Annotated in this window: 20 protein-coding genes; 13 read left to right on the plus strand and 7 right to left on the minus strand. The window is 69.6% G+C overall.

Going from position 1 to position 21,981, the window contains the following annotated elements:
• Positions 1 to 38 precede the first annotated feature (38 nt).
• From kdpF to A9Z05_RS11145, 13 genes are all read left to right on the plus strand, one after another.
• Positions 39 to 131 carry a K(+)-transporting ATPase subunit F gene (gene kdpF / locus A9Z05_RS11085; protein ID WP_006752209.1) on the plus strand — a complete coding sequence of 31 codons (93 nt, stop codon included), beginning with the start codon at positions 39 to 41 and terminating at the stop codon, positions 129 to 131.
• Positions 128 to 1,933, plus strand: a complete 1,806-nt coding sequence (gene kdpA, locus A9Z05_RS11090) for a potassium-transporting ATPase subunit KdpA (protein WP_069618133.1) — start codon at positions 128 to 130, stop codon at positions 1,931 to 1,933. Before kdpF ends, kdpA begins: the two co-directional genes overlap by 4 nt.
• A 54-nt stretch (positions 1,934 to 1,987) precedes the next feature.
• On the plus strand, positions 1,988 to 4,072 hold the full coding sequence (gene kdpB, locus A9Z05_RS11095; RefSeq protein WP_069618134.1) for a potassium-transporting ATPase subunit KdpB: 2,085 nt from the start codon (positions 1,988 to 1,990) through the stop codon (positions 4,070 to 4,072).
• Between the two features lie 25 nt (positions 4,073 to 4,097).
• A complete protein-coding gene (gene kdpC / locus A9Z05_RS11100; protein ID WP_069618135.1) occupies positions 4,098 to 4,679 on the plus strand; it encodes a potassium-transporting ATPase subunit KdpC in 582 nt (193 codons plus the stop codon).
• A 152-nt stretch (positions 4,680 to 4,831) separates the two neighbouring features.
• Complete coding sequence (locus A9Z05_RS11105; RefSeq protein ID WP_069618136.1) at positions 4,832 to 7,675, plus strand: DUF4118 domain-containing protein; 2,844 nt, start codon at positions 4,832 to 4,834, stop codon at positions 7,673 to 7,675.
• Entirely contained in the window at positions 7,668 to 8,366 is a 699-nt protein-coding gene (gene kdpE / locus A9Z05_RS11110) for a two-component system response regulator KdpE (RefSeq protein WP_069618137.1), read from the plus strand. Before A9Z05_RS11105 ends, kdpE begins: the two co-directional genes overlap by 8 nt.
• A 152-nt stretch (positions 8,367 to 8,518) precedes the next feature.
• Positions 8,519 to 8,800: a DUF333 domain-containing protein gene (locus A9Z05_RS11115; protein WP_069618138.1), complete on the plus strand. Its 282-nt coding sequence runs from the start codon at positions 8,519 to 8,521 to the stop codon at positions 8,798 to 8,800.
• A gap of 153 nt (positions 8,801 to 8,953) precedes the next feature.
• On the plus strand, positions 8,954 to 9,274 hold the full coding sequence (gene sugE / locus A9Z05_RS11120; protein WP_069618139.1) for a quaternary ammonium compound efflux SMR transporter SugE: 321 nt from the start codon (positions 8,954 to 8,956) through the stop codon (positions 9,272 to 9,274).
• 217 nt (positions 9,275 to 9,491) lie between these two features.
• Positions 9,492 to 10,109, plus strand: coding sequence for a DUF4126 domain-containing protein (locus tag A9Z05_RS11125; RefSeq protein WP_069618140.1), 618 nt, complete (start codon positions 9,492 to 9,494; stop codon positions 10,107 to 10,109).
• A complete protein-coding gene (locus A9Z05_RS11130; protein WP_069618141.1) occupies positions 10,106 to 12,721 on the plus strand; it encodes an ABC transporter permease in 2,616 nt (871 codons plus the stop codon). The genes A9Z05_RS11125 and A9Z05_RS11130 overlap by 4 nt, the downstream gene beginning before the upstream one ends.
• Before the next feature lie 43 nt (positions 12,722 to 12,764).
• The gene (locus A9Z05_RS11135; protein WP_034207992.1) at positions 12,765 to 13,175 is read left to right on the plus strand and encodes a group II truncated hemoglobin; all 411 of its coding nucleotides are present in this window, start codon (positions 12,765 to 12,767) and stop codon (positions 13,173 to 13,175) included.
• A gap of 105 nt (positions 13,176 to 13,280) precedes the next feature.
• Positions 13,281 to 14,012, plus strand: coding sequence for an alanyl-tRNA editing protein (locus tag A9Z05_RS11140; RefSeq protein ID WP_069618142.1), 732 nt, complete (start codon positions 13,281 to 13,283; stop codon positions 14,010 to 14,012).
• A complete protein-coding gene (locus A9Z05_RS11145) occupies positions 14,009 to 14,626 on the plus strand; it encodes a DUF924 family protein (RefSeq protein ID WP_069618143.1) in 618 nt (205 codons plus the stop codon). Before A9Z05_RS11140 ends, A9Z05_RS11145 begins: the two co-directional genes overlap by 4 nt.
• Before the next feature lie 177 nt (positions 14,627 to 14,803).
• Here A9Z05_RS11145 and A9Z05_RS11150 read toward each other — a convergent pair whose 3' ends face one another.
• The 7 genes from A9Z05_RS11150 to A9Z05_RS11180 all read right to left on the minus strand — a co-directional run bounded on the left by A9Z05_RS11150 (position 14,804) and on the right by A9Z05_RS11180 (position 21,782).
• Entirely contained in the window at positions 14,804 to 16,696 is a 1,893-nt protein-coding gene (locus A9Z05_RS11150; RefSeq protein ID WP_069618144.1) for a glycosyltransferase family 39 protein, read from the minus strand.
• 228 nt (positions 16,697 to 16,924) lie between these two features.
• Complete coding sequence (locus tag A9Z05_RS11155; RefSeq protein ID WP_069618145.1) at positions 16,925 to 17,686, minus strand: SDR family oxidoreductase; 762 nt, start codon at positions 17,684 to 17,686, stop codon at positions 16,925 to 16,927.
• Between the two features lie 22 nt (positions 17,687 to 17,708).
• Positions 17,709 to 18,290 carry a TIGR00730 family Rossman fold protein gene (locus A9Z05_RS11160; RefSeq protein WP_060312082.1) on the minus strand — a complete coding sequence of 194 codons (582 nt, stop codon included), beginning with the start codon at positions 18,288 to 18,290 and terminating at the stop codon, positions 17,709 to 17,711.
• Positions 18,287 to 19,045, minus strand: a complete 759-nt coding sequence (locus A9Z05_RS11165; protein ID WP_069618146.1) for a TetR/AcrR family transcriptional regulator — start codon at positions 19,043 to 19,045, stop codon at positions 18,287 to 18,289. The genes A9Z05_RS11160 and A9Z05_RS11165 overlap by 4 nt, the downstream gene beginning before the upstream one ends.
• Before the next feature lie 202 nt (positions 19,046 to 19,247).
• On the minus strand, positions 19,248 to 19,784 hold the full coding sequence (locus A9Z05_RS11170) for a diacylglycerol kinase (RefSeq protein ID WP_069618147.1): 537 nt from the start codon (positions 19,782 to 19,784) through the stop codon (positions 19,248 to 19,250).
• Positions 19,781 to 20,815 carry a glycosyltransferase family 1 protein gene (locus A9Z05_RS11175; RefSeq protein ID WP_069618148.1) on the minus strand — a complete coding sequence of 345 codons (1,035 nt, stop codon included), beginning with the start codon at positions 20,813 to 20,815 and terminating at the stop codon, positions 19,781 to 19,783. Before A9Z05_RS11175 ends, A9Z05_RS11170 begins: the two co-directional genes overlap by 4 nt.
• A gap of 28 nt (positions 20,816 to 20,843) precedes the next feature.
• A complete protein-coding gene (locus tag A9Z05_RS11180; protein ID WP_069618149.1) occupies positions 20,844 to 21,782 on the minus strand; it encodes a UDP-2,3-diacylglucosamine diphosphatase in 939 nt (312 codons plus the stop codon).
• Between the last annotated feature and the right edge of the window lie 199 nt (positions 21,783 to 21,981).

The following is a 21,981-nucleotide window of genomic DNA, read 5'->3' on the forward strand; positions in this document are numbered from 1 at the left end:
TGCGACAAGCTCGTGCAATACGGTCGCGGGGGGCGCGCATGACCTGGATGCTTTGGCTGGCGGGCGCTTCGACGGCCCTGCTGTTCGCGTATCTCGTCTTTGCGCTGCTGCGCGCGGAGGACATCGAATGAACGCGAACAACCTGTTGCAGACGCTGCTGTTCATCGTCGTGCTGCTCGCGGCGGCCGTGCCGGTCGCGCGCTACCTGAGCGCGGTAATGGACGGCAGCTCGCGCGTCGTGCGCGTGTTCGGGCCGCTCGAACGCGCGCTGTACCGCGTCGCCGGCGTCGATGCCGGCACCGAGATGAACTGGAAGCAGTACGCGCTCGCGACGATCGCGTTCAACGCGCTCGGCGCGCTGTTCCTCTACGGGCTGCTGCGCCTGCAGGGCTTCCTGCCCGGCAACCCGCAGCAGTTCGGCGCGATGACGCCCGATGGCGCGTTCAACACGGCCGTCAGCTTCGTCGCGAACACGAACTGGCAGGACTACGCGCCCGAGCAGACCGTCAGCTATCTGTCGCAGATGCTGGGCCTGACCGTGCAGAACTTCCTGTCGGCGGCGACCGGCATCGTCGTCGTGATCGCGCTGATCCGCGGCTTCGCGCGTCACACCGCGCAGACGATCGGCAACTTCTGGGTCGACCTCACGCGCGTGACGCTGTACGTGCTCGTGCCGATGGCGGCGCTCGTCGCCGCGCTGCTGATGAGCCAGGGCGTGCTGCAGAACATGAAGGCGTACCAGGACGTGCCGGTGCTCCAGGCGAGCACCTATGCGGCGCCGAAGCTCGACGCGCAGGGCAACCCGGTGAAGGACGACAAGGGCAACCCGGTGACGGTGCCGACACCACTCACGAAGCAGACGCTCGCGATGGGACCGGTCGCGTCGCAGGAAGCGATCAAGATGCTCGGCACCAACGGCGGCGGGTTCTTCAACGCGAACTCCGCACACCCGTTCGAAAACCCGACGCCGTTCGCGAACTTTCTGCAGATCTTCTCGATCCTGATCATCCCGGCCGCGCTGTGCCTCGTGTTCGGCCGCATGATCGGCGACCGGCGGCAGGGCATCGCGGTGCTCGCGGCGATGACGGTCGCGTTCGCGGTCGCGACCGGCGTCGAGGTGAGCGCCGAGCAGGGCGGCAACCCGACGCTCGCCGCGCTGCACGTCGACCAGTCGGCGAGCGCGCTGCAGCCGGGCGGCAACATGGAGGGCAAGGAAACCCGCTTCGGGATCGCGCAGACCGGCATCTTCACGGTCGCGACGACGGCCGCGTCGTGCGGCGCGGTCGATGCGATGCACGATTCGCTGACGCCGGTCGGCGGCCTTGTGCCGATGCTGCTGATGCAGCTGGGCGAGGTGGTCTACGGCGGCGTCGGCTCCGGCCTCTACGGGATGCTCGTGTTCGCGCTGCTCGCGGTGTTCGTCGCCGGCCTGATGATCGGCCGCACGCCGGAATACGTCGGCAAGAAGATCGAGTCGTACGAGATGAAGATGGTGTCGATCGTCGTGCTGCTCACGCCGCTGCTCGTGCTGGTCGGCACGTCGATCGCCGTGTTGGCGGACGCGGGCAAGGCCGGCATCGCCAACCCGGGCCCGCACGGCTTCTCGGAAATCCTCTATGCGTTCAGCTCGGCCGCGAACAACAACGGCAGCGCGTTCGCGGGCCTGACGGTCGGCACGCCGTTCTACAACTGGATGACCGCGATCGCGATGTGGTTCGGCCGCTTCGGCACGATCGTGCCGGTGCTGGCGATCGCCGGCTCGCTCGCCGCGAAGAAGCGCATCGCGGTGACGAGCGGCACGCTGCCGACCCACGGCCCGCTGTTCGTCGTGCTGCTGCTCGGCACCGTGCTGCTGGTAGGCGCGCTGACCTACGTGCCGGCGCTCGCACTCGGCCCGGGCGTCGAGCACCTGATGATGTGGCTGGGCGCGTGACGCGCGCCCGCATGGCGACACACCGAAAAGACTGAAGAGCTTGAAGAGATCGCAATGACTCAACATTCCGCAACACGGTCCATGTTCGATCCGGCGCTGCTGCGCCCGGCGATCGTGGATTCGTTCAAGAAACTCACGCCGCGCACGCAGTTCCGCAACCCGGTGATGTTCTGCGTGTACGTCGGCAGCATCCTGACCACGATCCTGTGGATCGCGGCGCTCTCCGGCCAGGCCGAGGCGCCCGCGGGCTTCATCCTCGCGATCGCGCTGTGGCTGTGGTTCACGGTGCTGTTCGCGAACTTCGCCGAAGCGCTCGCCGAAGGGCGCTCGAAGGCGCAGGCCGCGTCGCTGCGCAGCGCGAAGAAGGACGTGATGGCGAAGAAGCTCAACGAGCCGCATCCGAAGTCGCCGATCCGCATCACGACCGCATCCGACCTGCGCAAAGGCGACGTCGTGCTGGTCGAGACCGGCGACGTGATCCCGGCCGACGGCGAAGTCGTCGACGGCGTCGCGTCGGTCGACGAATCGGCGATCACCGGCGAATCCGCGCCGGTGATCCGCGAATCGGGCGGCGACTTCTCGTCGGTGACGGGCGGCACGCGCGTGCTGTCCGACTGGATCGTCGTCAGGGTCACCGCGAACCCCGGCGAGGCGTTCCTCGACCGGATGATCGCGATGGTCGAAGGCGCGAAGCGCAAGAAGACGCCGAACGAGGTCGCGCTGACGATCCTGCTCGTCGCGCTGACGATCGTGATGCTGCTCGCGACCGCGACGCTGCTGCCGTTCTCGATGTTCTCGGTCGACGCGATGAAGGCCGGCCACGTGGTGACGATCACCGCGCTCGTCGCGCTGCTCGTGTGCCTGATCCCGACGACGATCGGCGGGTTGCTGTCCGCGATCGGCGTGGCCGGGATGAGCCGCATGATGCAGGCGAACGTGATCGCGACGTCGGGCCGCGCGGTCGAAGCGGCCGGCGACGTCGACGTGCTGCTGCTCGACAAGACCGGCACGATCACGCTCGGCAATCGTCAGGCATCGATGTTCGTGCCGGCGCCGGGCGTGACCGAGGAAGCGCTGGCCGATGCCGCGCAACTGTCGTCGCTCGCCGACGAAACGCCGGAAGGCCGCAGCATCGTCGTGCTCGCGAAGGAGCGCTTCAACATCCGTCAGCGCGACATGGCGCAACTGCATGCGACGTTCCTCGGCTTTTCCGCGCAGACGCGGATGAGCGGCGTCGATCTGCCCGGCCGCGAGATCCGCAAGGGCGCGGCCGACGCGATTCGCCGCTACGTCGAAACCCACGGCAGCCGCTTCCCGGAAGAAGTGCGCCGCGCGGTGGACGACGTCGCGCGCCGCGGCAGCACGCCGCTCGTCGTGGCCGACCTGCAGGCCGGCGCGGCGCGCGTGCTCGGCGTGATCGAGCTGAAGGACATCGTGAAGGGCGGCATCAAGGAGCGCTTCGCGGAGCTGCGCAAGATGGGCATCAAGACCGTGATGGTGACGGGCGACAACCGGCTGACGGCCGCGGCGATCGCGGCGGAAGCGGGCGTCGACGATTTCCTCGCGGAAGCGACGCCGGAAACCAAGCTTGCGACGATCCGCGAGCACCAGGCGGCCGGGCGGCTCGTCGCGATGACGGGCGACGGCACCAACGACGCGCCGGCGCTCGCGCAGGCCGACGTGGCGGTCGCGATGAACACCGGCACGCAGGCGGCGAAGGAAGCCGGCAACATGGTCGACCTCGACTCGAACCCGACGAAGCTGATCGAGATCGTCGAGATCGGCAAGCAGATGCTGATGACGCGCGGGTCGCTCACGACGTTCTCGATCGCGAACGACATCGCGAAGTACTTCGCGATCATCCCCGCCGCATTCGTGACGACCTATCCGCAACTGCGCGTGCTCGACATCATGCATCTGACGTCGCCGGCGTCCGCGATCCTGTCCGCGGTGATCTTCAACGCGCTGATCATCGTCGCGCTGATCCCGCTCGCGCTGAAGGGCGTGACCTACCGGCCGCTCGGCGCCGCGTCGCTCTTGCGCCGCAACCTGCTGGTCTACGGCCTCGGCGGCGTGCTGCTGCCGTTCCCGTTCATCAAGCTGATCGACATGACGCTCGCCGCGCTCGGCTGGGCCTGAGCCGGCCGTCCTTGAAGGAACCATCATGAAATCGTTGATTCGCCCGCTCGTCGTGCTGTTCGTCATCCTGACCGCCGTGACGGGGCTCGCTTACCCGGCCGTGATGACCGTGTTCGGTCAGGCCGTGTTCCCGTCGCAGGCCAACGGCAGCCTGATCGAGCAGGACGGCAAGGTCGTCGGCTCCGCGCTGATCGGCCAGTCGTTCGACGCGCCGAAGTATTTCTGGGGCCGGCTGTCGGCCACCGCGCCGATGCCGTACAACGCGGCCGGCTCCGGCGGCTCGAACCTCGGCCCGCTGAACCCGTCGCTCGCCGACCAGGTGAAGGCGCGCATCGCCGCGCTGCGCGACGCGGGCACCGACCTGTCGAAGCCGGTGCCGGTCGACCTCGTGACGGCGTCGGCGAGCGGCCTCGATCCGGAGATCACGCCGGCCGCGGCCGCGTACCAGGTCGCGCGCGTCGCGAAGGCGCGCAACCTGGCGCCGGACGCGGTTGCACGGATCGTCGCCGCGAACACGACGGGCCGCCAGTTCGGCGTGCTCGGCGAGCCGCGCGTGAACGTGCTGAAGCTGAATCTCGCGCTCGACGCGGCGCAGGCCGCGCGCTGAGCGAGCGTGCGCGCAGGCTTCCCGGCGCGGCTGGCTGCGCGCCGGGCCCGACTTCGTTTCGACGGCGCGCGCGCCGTCTTTGCCTTTTGCGGCGATTTGGAACCACAATGGCTGTATCTCGCGCGCCATCCGGCGCGCCGCCCTTCTGACGCATGAACCGTCCCGATCCCGACCAACTCCTCGACAAGCTGCAACGAGACGAAGAAAAGCAGCGGCGCGGCCAGCTCAAGATCTTCTTCGGCGCGTCCGCCGGCGTCGGCAAGACCTACGCGATGCTGCAGGCCGCGCGCCAGCGCCGGCAGGAAGGCGTCGACGTCGTCGTCGGCATCGTCGAGACTCACGGCCGTGCCGAAACCGCCGCGCTGCTCGACGGCCTCGACGTGCTGCCGCCCGCCCGCATCGACTATCGCGGCCGCCCGCTCGCCGAATTCGATCTCGACGGCGCGCTCGCGCGTGCGCCGCAACTGATCCTCGTCGACGAGCTCGCGCATTCGAACGTGCAGGGCGCACGGCACCTGAAGCGCTGGCAGGACGTCTACGAGCTGCTCGACGCGGGCATCGACGTGTATACGACCGTCAACGTCCAGCACCTCGAAAGCCTGAACGACGTGGTCGGCGCGATCACCGGCATCCGCGTGTGGGAGACCGTGCCCGATCGCGTGTTCGACGCGGCCGACGAAGTCACGCTCGTCGACCTGCCGGCCGAGGAGCTGCTCGAGCGGATGCGCGACGGCAAGGTGTATCTCGCGCAGCAGGCCGAGCGCGCGGTGCGCAACTTCTTCCGCAAGGGCAACCTGATCGCGCTGCGCGAGCTCGCGCTGCGGCGCACGGCCGATCGCGTCGACGCGCAGATGCGCGAGTACCGCGCCGATCGTTCGATCCAGCGCATCTGGCAGGCGCGCGAGCGGCTGCTCGTGTGCGTCGGCCCGGGCGCCGAAGCGCCGACGCTCGTGCGCGCGGCGGCGCGCCTCGCCGCGAGCCTGAAGGCCGACTGGATCGCCGTATACGTCGAGACGCCGCGCCTGCAGCGGCTGCCCGACGCGCGGCGGCAGCGCACGCTCGACGCGCTGAAGCTCGCGGCCGAGCTCGGCGCGGAGACGGCCACGCTCGCCGGCGCCGACGCGGTCGCCGCGCTGATCGGCTATGCGAAGGTGCGCAACGTGTCGAAGCTCGTCGCGGGCGGCTCGCCGAAGGTCGGGCTCGCGCGCCGCTTCGCGCGGCCGTTCGGCGAGCAGCTGGCGGAGCGCGCGGGCGACGTCGACCTGATGCTGATCCGCGCGTCCGCGAGCGACGAGACGCGCGCCGCGCCGCTCGACGCGCGGGCGCGCGACTGGCGCGACGCGTTCGCGCAGTTCGGCACGCATCGCTCGCCGCCGCGCCACTACGCGTATGCGGCCGCGATCTGCGCGGCGATCACCGGCGTCGCGAGTGTCGTGTCCGGGCGGCTCGACCTCACGAACCTCGTGATGCTGTACCTGCTCGGCGTGGTGTTTTCGGCGGTGCGGCTGGGGCGCGGCCCGGGCGTGCTGCAATCGTTCCTGTCGGTGGCCGCGTTCGATTTCTTCTTCGTGCCGCCGCGCATGTCGTTCTCGGTCAGCGACACGCAATACCTGCTGACCTTCTTCGGGATGCTGCTGACGTCGCTCGTGATCAGCCACCTGACGTCGACGCTGACGCGCCAGGCGAGCATCGCGCAGCGCCGCGAGCGTCGCACGGGCGCGATCTACGCGATGGCGCGCGAGCTCGGCGCGGCGCTGACGACCGAGCAGATCGTCGAGATCGGCAGCCGTCACGTGGGCGAGGTGTTCCGCGCGCGCGTCGCGTTCCTGCTGCCCGACAGCGCGGATCAGGTGCGGCAGAAGATCGAGGAGCCCGACGCGGCCGTCACGCTGACGGGTGCGGAGCTCGACAGCGACGTCGGCCAGTGGGTGTACGACCAGCAGAAGCCGGCCGGGCGCGGCACGGATACGTTGCCGGCGACGGCCGCGCTGTACCTGCCGCTGAAGGCGCCGATGCGCACGCGCGGCGTGCTCGCGGTCGCGTCGCGCGAGCCGCGCGAACTCGAGGTCCCCGAGCAGCAGCGGATGCTCGACGCATTCGCCGCGCAGATCGCGCTCGCGCTCGAACGCGTGCACTACGTCGAGATCGCGCGCGACGCGCTCGTCAACATGGAATCCGAGCGGCTGCGCAACTCGCTGCTGTCGGCGATCTCGCACGACCTGCGCACGCCGCTCACGACGATCGTCGGTTTTTCGTCGATGCTCGCGAACGGGCGCGCGGCCGCGCAGGCCGGCGATGCCGCGGCGGCCGGCCGGCTCGCGCAGCGCGAGGGCGAACTCGTCGACGCGATTCACGACGAGGCGCTGCGCATGACGGGCATCGTCACGAACCTGCTCGACATGGCACGGCTGCAGGCCGGCAGCCTGCAGCTCAAGCGCCAGTGGTCGCTGCTCGAGGAAACCGTCGGCGCCGCGCTCGCAGCCTGCCGGCGCGTGCTCGCGCGCCATCCCGTGCGCGTCGCGCTGCCGGCGGACCTGCCGCTGCTGCAGATGGACGCGGTGCTGATGGAGCGGCTGTTCACCAATCTGTTCGAGAACGCGGCGAAGTACACGCCGCCCGATACGTCGCTCGACATCGGCGCGGAGCGCGTGACCGACGACGGCCAGCCATTCGTGCGCGTGCACGTCGACGATCACGGCCCGGGCCTGCCGGCCGGGATGGAAGTGCGCATCTTCGACAAGTTCACGCGCGGCGAGAAGGAATCGGCGACGCCGGGCATCGGGCTCGGCCTCGCGATCTGCCGCGCGATCGTCGAGGCGCACGGCGGTAAAATCGGCGCGCTCAACCGCACCGCGCCCGACGGCCGCGTGACGGGCGCGCGCTTCTGGTTCACGCTGCCGGTCGACACGCCGCCAGCCGCGCCGGCCGTGCCCGACGACGAATCCGACCTGCCGGACGCATCGCCCCCATCCGAGTCATTGCCCGACCATGAGTGAACCCACCCTGACCGTCGTCCTGATCGAAGACGAAAAGCAGATCCGCCGCTTCGTGCGCGCCGCGCTCGAAGAGGAGGACATCGCGGTGTTCGAAGCCGAGACGGGCAAGCAGGGGCTGATCGACGCGGCGACGCGCAAGCCCGACCTCGTGATCGTCGATCTCGGCCTGCCCGACACCGACGGCCTCGACGTGATCCGCGAGCTGCGCGGCTGGTCCGAAGTGCCGGTGATCGTGCTGTCCGCCCGCACGCAGGAGGACGAGAAAGTCGCGGCGCTCGACGCGGGCGCCGACGACTACCTGACCAAGCCGTTCGGCGTGTCCGAACTGCGTGCGCGGATTCGCGCGCAACTGCGCCGGCGCAACCAGGGCGGCGCGAACGAGTCGCCGAAGGTGAGCTTCGGCGGCGTGAGCGTCGATCTCGCGCTGCGCCAGGTCTGGCGCGACGGCGAGATCGTGCACCTGACGCCGCTCGAATACCGGCTGCTCGCGACGCTCGTGCGTCACGCGGGGCGCGTGCTCACGCACCGGCAACTGCTGCGCGACGTGTGGGGGCCGTCGCACGTCGAGAGCCATCACTACCTGCGCATCTACATGGCGCATCTGCGCCAGAAGCTCGAGGCCGATCCCGCGCAGCCCGAGCACATCGTCACCGAGACGGGCGTCGGCTACCGGCTCGTCGGCGCCGTGTGACGGGCGGTGCGCGGCCGCGCATGCGGCCGCGACGTCGCGCCCCGGCAGGGTTGCGCCGGCGCGACAGCCGCGCGACCGGCGCCGGCCTTGCACACCGGCTGCGCAATCCCCGCTATCCTGACCGTTGCGCGAACGAAATCGAGGAGCGTGCAATGTCCGTCCGTCTGGTCGTCATCTGTGTGCTGGCGCTGGTTGCGCCCGGCGCGTTCGCCCAGCCGCTGCCGCCCGGGCAGCATCCGCCCGCGCCGGCGGCGCTGGCCAATCCCGCGTCGGTCAACTGCGAGAAGCTCGGCGGCCGCCACGTGATCCGTAACCTGTCGAGCGGGCAGGTCGGCATGTGCGTGTTCAAGGATGGCCGCGTGTGCGAGGAATGGGCGCTGTACCGCGACGACCGCTGCGTCGGCGGCGGCGCGCCGAAGCGCGTGGCGAACTGACCGCGTCCGGCCGGTCGCGCCGCGCATCGACCGACGGCATGCCCGGCCGCCGGCAGGTCTGTAAGCTGCTTGTTATACTCGGCGCCGCCCGGGGACGACCCCGGGCCATTCGCTTCAACGGGGACGGCCCCATCCGATACGGAGTACGTCGAGATGGCCTGGGTATGGTTGTTGATTGCCGGTTTGCTGGAAGTGGCCTGGGCGGCCGGCTTGAAATCGTCGGACGGCTTCACGAAGCTCGGTCCGTCGGTGTTCACGATCGTGACGGCGCTGGCCAGCTTCGGGCTGCTCGCGGTCGCGATGCGCCAGTTGCCGCTCGGCACCGCGTACGCGGTGTGGACGGGCATCGGCGCGGTCGGCGCGTTCGTGTTCGGCATCGTGATGATGGGCGAGGCGCTGAGCGTCGCGCGCGTCGCGAGCGCGGCGCTGATCGTCGCGGGGCTGGTCGGCCTGAAATTGTCGTCGGCCGCCTGACGACGGTATGCGGGGCGCGCATGTGCCCGGGCGCCGCCCCGCGCCGCGGAATTGCGCCGGTCGCCCGGCCAGCCTGTCTATAATGGAACGTATTCGGGCCTGAATCCCGTCGTGCCGCTCGCGGCACGCGGTGCCGGTCGCCATGCGCCGCGCGGCCGGTCTGTCCGACCCGATCCGATCAATCGGCAAAACGCACGGAAAGTGCAAGGAGAGGGCCATGATCGAAGCCATTTCGCTCGGCGCGGGGCTCGCGTGGGCGAGCGGCCTGCGCCTGTACCTGACGGTGCTGATCGCCGGCATGCTGGCGCGGTTCGGCTGGCTCCATCTGCCCGACACGCTGGCGGTGCTGATGTCGCCGTGGGTCATCGGCGCCGCGGCCGTGCTCGCCGTCACCGAATTCCTTGCCGACAAGATCCCCGCGTTCGACTCGCTGTGGGATGCCGTGCATACCTTCATCCGCATTCCGGCGGGCGCCGTGCTCGCGGCCGGCGCGCTCGGCCATGCCGATCCGGCCATGCTGGCGGTCGCGGGGCTCGCCGGCGGCTCGCTCGCCGGCGCCGCGCACGTCGCGAAGGCCGGCACGCGCGCGCTGATCAACCTGTCTCCCGAACCGATTTCGAACTGGTTCGCGTCGTCGACCGAGGATGGTCTCGTGGTCGGCGGGCTCGTCCTCGCGTTCTTCGTTCCGCTCGCGTTCCTCGTGTTGCTCGCCGCGTTCATCGCCGCGTCGGCGTGGGCGCTGCCGCGCCTGTGGCGCGGCGTGTCGGGCGGCTTTCGCGGAATGGCGAACCACATGGTGTCGCGGCTCAACTCGATCGGAGGGAAGCGCGATTGAAGGGGCCGCAACACGCGGCGCAGCCGCCGGCCGGGCACCCCGGCCATGACGGGCATGCGCATGCCGGCCGCTTCGGCCTGCGCGACCTGATCCATCAGGCTGCCCGGATGACCGCGCGCGACTGGCGCGCGGGCGAATTGACGCTGCTGGTGCTCGCGCTGGTGCTCGCGGTCGCGGCGCTGACGAGCGTCGGCTTTCTCGCCGATCGGCTGCGCCAGGGGCTCGAGCGCGACGCGCGCCAGATGCTCGGCGCCGATTTCGTCGTGCGCGCCGATCGCCCCGTCGATCCGTCGTTCGACCGCCAGGCTCGCGCGCTCGGCCTGCGTACCGCGACGACCGCCATCTTCCCGAGCATGATCGCGTCCGCCGCGGGCGGGCAGGCCGCCGATGCGGCGCCGTCGCGCCTCGCGGCCGTGAAGGCCGTGTCGCCCGGCTATCCGCTGCGCGGCGCGGTCGAGATCCTGCCGGCCGGTGCGACCACCGCGCAGAAGGCGTCCGCGATCCCCGCGCCGGGCACCGTGTGGGCCGACCCGGCGCTGCTCGACGCGCTGCACCTGAAGGCGGGCGATACGGTGCGCGTCGGGCTGCGCACGTTCACGGTCGCCGCGGCGATTGCCCGCGAACTCGATCGCGGCTTTTCGTTCGTGAATTTTTCGCCGCGGCTGATGATGCGCGCGGACGAGCTCGCCGCGACGGGGCTCACCGGCTATGGCAGCCGCGTCACGTACCGGCTGCTGGTCGCCGGCGACGCAGCGGCCGTCGCGCGCTTCGAAACCTATGCGCATGCCCGCGTCGACGGCGGGAAGCTGCGCGGCGTCGGGCTCGAGTCGTTGCAGGAAGGGCAGCCGCAGGTGCGGCAGACGCTGGATCGCGCGCGCCATTTCCTGACGCTCGTGGCATTGCTGACCGCGCTGCTCGCGGCCGTCGCGATCGCGATGGCCGCGCAGCGCTACATGCGGCGTCATCTCGACGGCTGCGCGACGATGCGCTGCCTCGGCGTGAGCCGCCGCACGCTCGGCGCGCTGTTCGCGCTCGAATTCGCCGGTGTCGGCATCGTATCGGGCGCCGCGGGCGCGGTGCTCGGCTACGGCGGCCACTGGGCGTTGCTGGCCGCGCTCGGCAGCCTGATCGACGTCGCGCTGCCGCCACCCACGTTGTGGCCGGCGCTGATCGGCATGGGCGCCGCGCTCGTGCTGCTGCTCGGTTTCGCGCTGCCGCCGCTCGTGCCGCTCACGCGCGTGTCGCCGGTACGCGTGCTGCGACGCGAGTGGGGCGATGCGTCGCGCACCGCGTGGGCCGCGTATGCGGTCGGCGTCGCGCTGTTCGCGGGGCTGCTGATCGTGGCCGCCGGCAACCTGAAGCTCGGCCTGATCGTCGCGGGCGGCTTTGCCGGCGCGCTCGTCGGGTTCGCGCTGATCGCCCGGCTCGTGCTGTTCGCGGCCGCCCGCGCGGTGCGCAATGCGCGCGTGGCCGCGGGCGTCGGCTGGCGTTACGCGCTGGCGTCGCTGCACCGGCGCGGCACGGCCAGCGCGCTGCAGATCACCGCGCTCGCGCTCGGCCTGATGTGCCTGCTGCTGATCGCGATCACGCGCAACGACCTCGTGGCGGGCTGGCGGCAGTCGACGCCGCCCGATGCGCCGAACCAGTTCCTGATCGACATCCAGCCCGACCAGCGCGCCGAGGTCGCCGCCTATCTGGCCGCGCACGGCGTGCACGACGCGGTGCCCGCGCCGATGGTGCGCGGCCGCCTCGTCGCGATCAACGGCAAGCCGGTGAATCCGGACGCGTACCCGTCGGAAGAGGCGCGCCGGCTCGTCGATCGCGAATTCAACCTGTCGTATACGACCGAGCTGCCGTCCGACAACCGGATCGTCGAAGGCGACTGGTTCGGCGCCGCGGCCACGCCGCAGATCTCGATCGAAGCCGGCCTCGCGAAGACGTTGAACGTGAAACCCGGCGACACGCTGCGCTTCGACGTGACGGGGCTGACGGTCGATGCGCCGATCACGAGCGTGCGCAAGCTCGACTGGGGCTCGTTTCGCGTCAACTTCTTCGTGCTGATGCCGCCGCCGGTGCTGAAGGATTTCCCGGCCGTCTACCTGACGAGCTTCCATCTGCCCTCATCGAACGCCGCGCTGCTCGATCCGCTGATCGCGCGCTACCCGAACCTGACCGCGATCGACGTCGCGCCGATCCTCGCGCAGTTGCAGCGGATGATGCTGCAGGTGGTCGGAGCCGTGCAGTTCCTGTTCGCGTTCACGCTCGCGGCCGGCGTGCTCGTGTTGTACACGGCGCTTGCCGGCTCGCGCGACGAGCGCGTGCGCGAGGCCGCGCTGCTGCGCGCGCTCGGCGCGTCGCGCGCGCAGGTCAACGCGGTGCAGCGCGCGGAATTCGTCGTGGTCGGCGCGCTGGCCGGCGTGCTGGCGTCGGTGGGCGCGATCGCGGTCGGCTGGGTGCTCGCGTCGCGCGTGTTCGACTTCCAGCTCGCCGTCGATCCGTGGCTCGTGCCGGCCGGCGTCGCGGCCGGCGTCTTCTGCGCCGGTGCGGCCGGCTGGCTGAGCCTGCATAATGTGTTGCGGCGCCCCGCGCTGCAGTCGCTGCGCGACGCGTGAGCGTCGCCGGCGGCCCCGAAGATCCCGTTTCCCGACTATCCGTATGACCGATGTGAATGACGATGCGCCGTCGCAGCCGACGGCGTTCGAGCTCGTGGGCGGCGAAGCCCGCGTGCGCGACATGGTGGACCGCTTCTACGACCTGATGGACCTCGAGCCCGAGTTCGCGCAGATTCGCGCGCTGCATCCGCCGTCGCTCGACGGTTCGCGCGACAAGCTGTTCTGGTTCCTGTGCGGCTGGCTCGGCGGCCCTGACCACTACATCAGCCGGTTCGGCCATCCGCGTCTGCGTGCGCGGCACCTGCCGTTCCCGATCGCGTCGGTCGAGCGCGACCAGTGGCTGCGCTGCATGGCGTGGGCGATGGAGGATGTCGGGCTGCCGGAGCCGCTGCGCGAGCGGCTCATGCATTCGTTCTACGACACGGCCGACTGGATGCGCAACCGGCCCGGTTGATCGACCGGTACGCCGCTGCCCGCGCGCGGGACGATCTGCGTCTGGGCGTACGGGCGGCCCAGCGCGACACTGGCCGTTTCCCCCATCGATACGAGGCTCATCCCGATGACGACACAGGCGCTGTTTCGCGAAGACGCGTATCTCATGCAATGCGACGCGATCGTCGAGGCCGTCGGCGACGACGGCATCCGGCTCGATCGCACCGTGTTCTACCCGCTCGGCGGCGGCCAGGCGGGCGACACCGGCACGCTGACGCTGCCCGGCGGCAGCACGATCGCGGTTGCCGATACGCGCAAGGCGAAGTTCGACGGCGCGACGCCCGACGACGCCGTGCATCTGCCCGCGCCGGGCCAGGAAGCGCGCGTCGCGACGCTTGCTCCCGGCATGCGCGTGGTCGCGGCGATCGACTGGCCGCGCCGCTACCGGCACATGCGCCTGCATACGGCCGCGCACCTGATGTGCGCGGTGCTGCCGTACGCGGTCGACGGCTGCAGCGTGACGGCCGACTACGTGCGGCTCGATTTCGCGACGTCCGACGCGATCGACCGCGACGACGTCGAGCGTCGCCTCGCGGGTTTCGTCGCCGGCGCGCATCCGGTCATGACCGAATGGATTACCGACGACGAGATGGCCGAGCGGCCCGAACTCGTACGCACGATGAGCGTGAAGCCGCCGATGGGCCTCGGCCGCGTGCGGCTGCTGCGCATCGAGAACGTCGACCTGCAGCCGTGCGGCGGCACGCACGTGCGCAACACGTCCGAAATCGGCGGGCTGCGGGTCGCGAAACTGGAAAAGAAGAGTGCGCGCACACGGCGCCTCGTACTGGAGCTTGCATGACGATCGATACCGGGAAAGCGGGCGAGGCGGCGCTCGATCCGCGGGCGCGGGAGATTCTCGATTTCTGGTTCGGCGAGCCGGGCTCGGCCGAGTTCGGGCAGAACCGCAAGGTCTGGTTCAACGGCGGTGCGGCGTTCGACGACGTGCTGCGCACGCGTTACGGCGCGCTGCTCGATGCTGCATGCGACGGCGCATGCGATCACTGGGCCGATTCGCCGTCGGGTGCGCTGGCGTTGATCGTCGTGCTCGACCAGTTCTCGCGCAACATCCATCGCGGCACGCCGCGCGCGTTTGCCGCCGATCCGAAGGCGCTCGCGCTGGCCCGCCGCGTCGTCGCGGCCGGCTGGGACGCTCGCTTGCCGAGCGGACATCATCGTGCGTTCGCGTATCTGCCGTTCGAGCACGACGAGTCGGTCGAGAGCCAGCGCGAGGCCGTGCGCCTGTGCGCGGGCATCCGCGACGAGGCCGGGTGCGAGAGCTATCACCGCTACGCGTTGCTGCATGCGGCGGTCGTCGAGCGCTTCGGCCGCTTTCCGCACCGGAACGCGATTCTCGGTCGCACGTCGACCGACGAGGAAGCGGCGTTTCTGCGGGAGCCCGGTTCGTCGTTCTGACGTTCCGTCCATTGGCGAGACGACGGAACGGGGCGGCGAACCCTGGGACGCTTGCGGGTTCGTGCCGGCGCCGGTATTGCAGCAAAGGCTGCGCACCGGTCGGTCGGACGGATGAAGGCGGCCCGTGCCGAAGAAGCAAGTGAAGGCGGGCAGGGCGGCGCATCGCGCCGCCCCGTGTCACTGCTGGTGCCGTTCGGGCGTGCGCACGTAGACGCGCAGCAACTCGTCGTTGTCGCCCGGGCGGGCGCCGGTCCAGAACAGCTTCCATTCGTCGCCGGGCGCCGGATCGACGGCCCGCACGCCCTGCACGATCATCCACGTGCAGCGCGTCGTCTTCGCGTCGTCGATCGGCGTGTGCTGGATGCCGGAGAAGTAATACAGCATCGGCGCTTCCGATTCGCCGAGCCCGTGCAGGCTCGCCATGCAGTCGCCGTCGTTCCATTCGAGCGCGAGATGCGCGTTCAGGTCGTCGAACACCGACCGGTAGCTCTTCGCGACGTCCAGCCACGGCAGCAGCAGCGTATAGATGAGCCCCCACGCGACGAGCGCGCCGGCGCCCCACGACAGCGCGCCGCGCCACGGCCCCGTCGTGCGCAGCTTCGGCAGCAGCGTCAGCCAGCCGACCGTCAGCGCGAGCGCGCCGGTCACGAGCGCGGGCCGGATCGGCATCGTCCAGTCGAGCGGCAGCCAGCGGCCGAGCAGCGCGAGATCGGCGCGCGACGCGGCCGGATCGGCCATCACCGCCCAGATCGCCCACGCGAGCACGACGACCGTGCCGAACAGGACGCGGCTCAGGTAATCCCACGCAAGATGCAGCCGGCGCGGCAGGCGGTCGATCACCTGCGCGGCGACCAGCGCGAGCGGTGCGAAGAACGGCAGGATGTAGAGTTGGCGCGACGTCGCGGACACCTGCAGCACCACGAGCCCGATGCCGGCGAACAGCACGGGCAGCGCGATGCGCGGCGTACGCCAGTCGCGCCACGCGCCGCGGGCGAGCGCGGCGATCGCGAGCGGCGCGACCGGGAAGCCGACGAGCAGGAACGCGCGCAGGATGAAGAACGGCTTGTCGTTTTCCGCGCCCAGTTCGGGAACGGAGAAGCCGAAGAAGCGGCCGACATTGTTGTCCCAGAACCACGTCATGAACAGCGTTTCCGAGCGCAGGAACAGCGCGGTCGGCCAGATCAGCGCGAACGGCGCGAACACGAGCGCGGCGACGCCGAGCGCGCGCGCGAACGCGCGGGTGCGGCAGGCCGGGTACAGCACCAGCGTGCAGACGAGCGTGGCCGCGAACACGAGCGGCACGAACAGCCCCTTCGCCATCAGCGCGATGCCGACACCCGCGCCGAAGATCGGCGCGGCCCAGCGGCCCGCCGGGTGCGCCGGCAGCCCGTGACGCATCGGCTGCGCGCGCGCGACGTGCTGCATCACGAGTTCGAGCAGCCCGCAGAACGCCATTGCGGTGCCGGCAAACAGCGCGACGTCCGTCATCATGTCGTGCACGTGCTTGATGACGACGAGCGTGCCCGCGCTCAGCACGACCGGACCGATCACGCGCAGGTCGAACCAGCCGTCCGCGCGACTGGCCACGCGGGCCGCCCGCGCGATGAAGCCGAACGCGAGCGCGGCGAACAGGGCGCTCGCGAGGCGCGCTGCGTCGTGCAGCGGCATCACGCGCTGCAGCAGCCACGCGAGGCTGGTCGCGACCCACGCGTAAAGCGGCGGCTTTTCCATGAACGGCAGGCCGGCATTGGTCGGGACGATGAAATCGCCGGTCTCGAGCATGTGCTGGACGATGCCGAACGTATAGGTTTCGTCCTGTTTCCACGGATCGTGCCCGAGCACGCCCGGCAGCGTGTACGCGCACACCAGCGCGACGACGAACAGCCATGCGCGCCAGCCGAGCAGCAGCGAGCGGTCGCGCGGGGGGCTGATGGCGGCGGTCGAGGCCGCGACGGGCGTGCCGGCGACGTCCAGCGTCGCGATGACGTCGGTATCGGCGGTCGAGCGGGTGTGCGCGGCCGGGGCGGGCACGGACGTGCGTCGCCGGCTGGGCGCTGCGGTTCCAGGCATGGAAAAGATCTCGGGTCGAGTCGAGCCGGTCCGGCGACATGGGCTGGACCGATAAGGGGCTACATCCGGGGTAACGGACAGCGTGTTTGAGACACCTGTCTGAATGGCCGCTAGTAGAGCACGGAATTGTTACGGATGTTTACTGGAAGTGTCACGGAATTGTGGAGATTTGTGGCGCCGTGACCAAGGGGCGGTTTCGACCGCTGTATTGTTGCGCCGCGCGTCAGTTTAGCGGCCGCCGCCGACGTCGAGCAGGGCGCCCGTTGTGTAGGACGCCGCATCGCCGAGCAGCCAGACGATCGCCTCGGCGATCTCCTGCGCTTCGCCCGCGCGTCCTAGCGGCGTTTGCGCGCCGAGACGGGCCGCACGGCCCGGCTGGCCGCCGCTTGCATGAATGTCGGTCTCGATCAGGCCCGGGCGCACCGCGTTGACGCGCACGCCGTGCGGACCGAGTTCCCTGGCCAGGCCGATCGTCAGCGAATCGACCGCGCCTTTCGAGCCCGCGTAGTCGACGTACTCGTTCGGCGAGCCGAGTCGAGACGCGATCGACGACACGTTGACGATCGCGCCGCCGCGCCCGCCGCGATCGGTGGACAGCCGCCGCGCCGCTTCGCGCGCGCACAGGTAGGCGCCGAGCACGTTGGTATCGAACATTCGCCGCAGCCGGTCGACCGGCATGTCGGCGAGCGGCAACGACGGCGCGACGATGCCGGCATTGTTGACGAGCGCGTCGAGGCGTCCGAACTCGGCCGCAACGGTGTCGAACATCGCGACGACGTCCGCCTCGTTCGCGACGTCGCCCGCGACGATGCACGCGCGGCCGCCCGCGTCGCGCACGGCCTGCGCGGTCAGCTCGGCCGCGGCCGCGTCGCGCGCGTAGTTGATGCCGACGTCCCAGCCGCGTTCGGCCGCGAGCACGGCGGTCGCGCGGCCGATGCCGCGGCTCGCGCCGGTGATGAGGACAGCCTTGCGGTCGGACGGTGCGGTCATCGCGTGCGGTTTCCGGTGACGTTTACTTCGCTGCGTCGGGCGCCCACTTGTCGCGGGTGGGCGGCTGATAGCGGCGCAGCCGTTCGATCAGCGCGACGGGTTCCGATTCGACGCACAGCGCGTCGAAATAGGCCGGCCGCATGAAGCCTTCGTCGACCGTATGGCGCAGCAGCGCGATCAGCGGATCGTAGAACGAATCGATGTTGTAGAGCGCGACGGGCTTGCGGTGATAGCCGAGCTGCGCCCACGTATAGACCTCGAAGAGCTCCTCGAGCGTGCCGGCGCCGCCGGGCATCGCGACGAACGCGTCGGAGAGGTCGGCCATCATTTTCTTGCGATGGTGCATGTCGGGCACGACGTGCAGTTCCGACAGCCCCGTATGGCCGACTTCCTTGTCGACGAGCAACTCGGGGATCACGCCGACCGCACGGCCGCCGGCCGCCATCACCTCGTCGGCGATCACTCCCATCAGGCCGACGCGGCCACCGCCGTACACGAGCGTGAGGCCCGCATCGACGAGCGCGCGGCCGAACGCGCGCGCGGCGTCGGCATAGACGGGCCGCACGCCGGACGACGAGCCGCAGTAAACGCAGACCGCCTTCATTGCTTCGCGTCCTTGGCGGAGGCCTGTCCGGTGGCGACGGGGCCGCCCGCCGGGCGCGGCGAACCGTCGCGCGGCGGCAGGTAGTCGGTGAACTGGCGCTTGGGCAGCTTGCCGGACACGAGATCGTCGAACAGCTGGCGCGAACGGCCGCGCAGGTACGGGGCCATGATCGAGATCACGTGCATGCTCACCTGGTGCAGCTCTTCGCGGATCGCGTCCTGGTCGTTGTACTTGCGCGGATGCATCACGTACTGGTACGACAGCCAGTACGTCGAGATCACCGCCATGTTGGTCGCGATGACCTCGATCTCGGCGGGCGTCGCGACCATCTCGGCGTCGGAGACGAGCAGCTCGCACATGTCGTGCGCGAAGCGCACCTTGTGGCTGATGATCTGCTTGAAGTGCGTCTCGAGCGTGCGGTTGCGTGCGAGCAGGTCGTTGAGGTCGCGATACAGGAACCGGTAGGTCCACATGAAATCGGCCATGTACTGCAGGTACGACCAGGTTTCGTCGATCGTCGGACGGTGATCTTCGGGGAAGCGCAGCCGCCGTTCGATCTGTTGCTCGAACTGCGCGAAGATGCTGTTGATGATGTCGTCCTTGTTGCGGAAATGGTAGTACAGGTTGCCTGGACTGATTTCCATTTCCTCGGCGATCGTCGTGGTGGTGACGTTCGGCTCGCCGATCTCGTTGAAGAGTTTCAACGACAACTCGAGAATCCGTTCGCGGGTGCGGCGGGGAGGTTTCGCTTCCATGTCGTCCGGCCCTGTATGTGCCGGACTGGCAGGCGCTGCAATCGATGCTGCGTGATTCGTCCGGCGCGGGTTGCTGTTCTATGTCTGGCGGACGATTATAAACCGGGGTTTCGCCACGCCGGGGCATTTCGTGATCGCGGCCCCGGCGCGGCGCATGGTGCGGCGCCGCATGCAGGCGTGGCGAAAGGCGCCCGGCGGTGGCCTAGAAGCCGAGCCAGCGTGCGACGACGGGGCCGAGCACGAAGCCCCACGTCGTCACGCACGCGAACAGCGCGACGGTCACGGCCGCGCTGCCGAGGTCCTTCGCGCGCTTCGAGAGTTCGTGGCGCTCGAGCGAGATGCGGTCGATCGCGGCTTCGACGCTCGAGTTCAGCAGCTCGACGATCAGCACCAGCAGCACCGAGCCGATCAGCAGCGCGCGCGACGCGGCGGGCACCGGCGAGAATGCGCCGACCGGCAGCATCAGCGCGGCGAGCGTGAGCTCCTGGCGAAACGCGCTTTCCTCGCGGATCGCGACGCGAAAGCCGTTCAGCGAATGCTTGAGCGCGAACCACGCACGCGTGATGCCGCGGTGGCGCTTGTACGGATTCGGCGGCAGCGGCGCGAGCCGGTCGTCGGGGCCGAGCGGCTCGTGCGGGTGCGCGTCCGCGTCGGCATGCGGCTCTTCCTCGTCGAACGGGCGGTGCCGTGACGGCGTCGCGGCGGGGGGCGGGATCTTGTCGTTCAGGTCTCGTTTCAAACGGCTGCACCTTCGGCTGGCGAGTACGCGGTCTTCGGCAGCGGCTTCAGATGCGACGCGAACTGCTCGGATGCGGCGCGCCACGAGAAGCGTTCCGCCCACGCGCGCGCAGTCGTGCGTTCGATCTTCAGCGCCTCGAGGCAGGCTTCCTGCAGGTCCTCGTGCATCGCGCCGGCATCGCCACCGCCGAGCACGTCGATCGGGCCGGTTACGGGATACGCGGCCACCGGCGTGCCGCAGGCGAGGGCTTCGAGCAGCACGAGGCCGAACGTGTCGGTGCGACTCGGGAATACGAACACGTCGGCCGCAGCATACACCTTCGCGAGCTCCGTCTGTGACAGCACGCCGAGATAGTTCGCCTCCGGATAGCGCGATTTCAGTTCCGCGAGCGCGGGGCCTTCGCCCGCAACCCACTTCGAGCCGGGCAGGTCGAGGCGCAGGAACGCCTCGACGTTCTTCTCGATCGCGACGCGGCCCACGTACAGGAAGATCGGCCGCGCGGTGTTGAGCACCTTCGAGTCCATCGGCCGGAAGGTGTCGAGGTCGACGCCGCGGGTCCACAGCACGACGTTCGTGAAGCCGAATTTCTCGAGGTCCTGCTTGACGACCGGCGTCGGCGCCATCACCGCGAGCGACGGGCCGTGGAACCAGTGCAGGAACTTGTAGGTCGCCGCCAGCGGGATGCCGAAGCGCGCCTGCACGTATTCCGGAAAGCGCGTGTGGTACGCGGTCGTGTACGGCAGCTTGCGGGCGCGCGCATAGCGCCGCGCGGCCAGGCCCAGCGGGCCTTCGGTCGCGATGTGCAGCGCGTCGGGTGCGAACGCATCGATCCGCGCGCGCAGCTTGCGATACGGCAGGATCGACAGGCGGATCTCGGGGTAGGTCGGGCAGGGCACCGTGCGGAATTCCAGCGGCGTCAGCAGTTCGACGCGGTGGCCGAGCGCCGTGAGTTCGCGCGACGTGCTCTTCAGCGTGCGTACGACGCCGTTGACCTGCGGTTCCCACGCGTCGGTGACGATCATGATCTTCATCGCGGCATGTCCTGTAAGTAGGGTTGTGTCAGGCAGCGGCCTTGGCCTTGCGCGACGTGGTCTCGGATGGCGCGGTGCGCATCACCGTCCAGTAGACGATCTTCAATTCGCCTTCCATCGTTTCGACGAGCGCGGACAGGCTTTCGACCCAGTCGCCGTCGTTGCAGTACAGCACGCCGTCGATGTCGCGGATCTCGGCCTTGTGGATGTGGCCGCACACGACGCCGTCGCAGCCGCGGCGGCGCGCCTCGTCGGTCATCACGGTCTCGAACTGCGAGATGAAGTTGACCGCGTTCTTGACCTGGTGCTTCAGGTATTGCGACAGCGACCAGTACTGGAAGCCGAGCCGGCTGCGGATCCGGTTGAACCAGCGGTTCAGCACGAGGATCAGCGTGTAGAGAGTGTCGCCGAGGTACGCGAGCCATTTCGCGTGCTGGATCACGCCGTCGAACAGGTCGCCGTGCACGATCCACAAACGTTTGCCCGCGAGTGTCGTGTGGAACGCCTCGCCGCGCACCTGGATGTCGCCGAACGCGAGATCGCAGAACTGCCGCGCGCCTTCGTCGTGGTTGCCGGGGATGTAGACGACCTGCGTGCCCTTGCGCGCCTTGCGCAGGATCTTCTGCACGACGTCGTTGTGCGCCTGCGGCCAGTACCAGCCTTTTTTCAGCTGCCAGCCGTCGATGATGTCGCCGACGAGGTACAGGTATTCCGAGTCGTTGTGACGCAGGAAATCCAGCAGGTAGGGCGCCTGACAGCCGCTCGAGCCGAGGTGGATGTCGGACAGCCAGATGGTGCGGTAGCGATGGGCGGACGGCTCGGGGTCGTCGTGCTGTGTGGTGTGCGCGACCGGCGGCTTGTGCGACACCACGCCGTCGGTTGCCCCCGAGCCGGACAGGAACGCTGTGGCGGCGCGGGCGCCGATGGGATGACGAAACAATGAAGTCGCGGACGTTTTCTGGCCCATGCATGACTCGCGCCGGTTGACATTACCGGCATTCCGCCATGCGGGCGTGACTGTGCCGTGACAGTCACGAGACGTTCTTATTACGGTCGTCGAAGGGTGTTTAGCAGTAAATGAGCGGGCGTTGCGTAAGCTGCCGCACTGAACGGTCGGCGCGTGTCCGGCAAGGCTGTCCGGCTCGATCGGGAACGGGCCGGGCGAG

This window comes from Burkholderia sp. A2, assembly GCF_001729305.1.
GTDB lineage: Bacteria > Pseudomonadota > Gammaproteobacteria > Burkholderiales > Burkholderiaceae > Burkholderia > Burkholderia sola.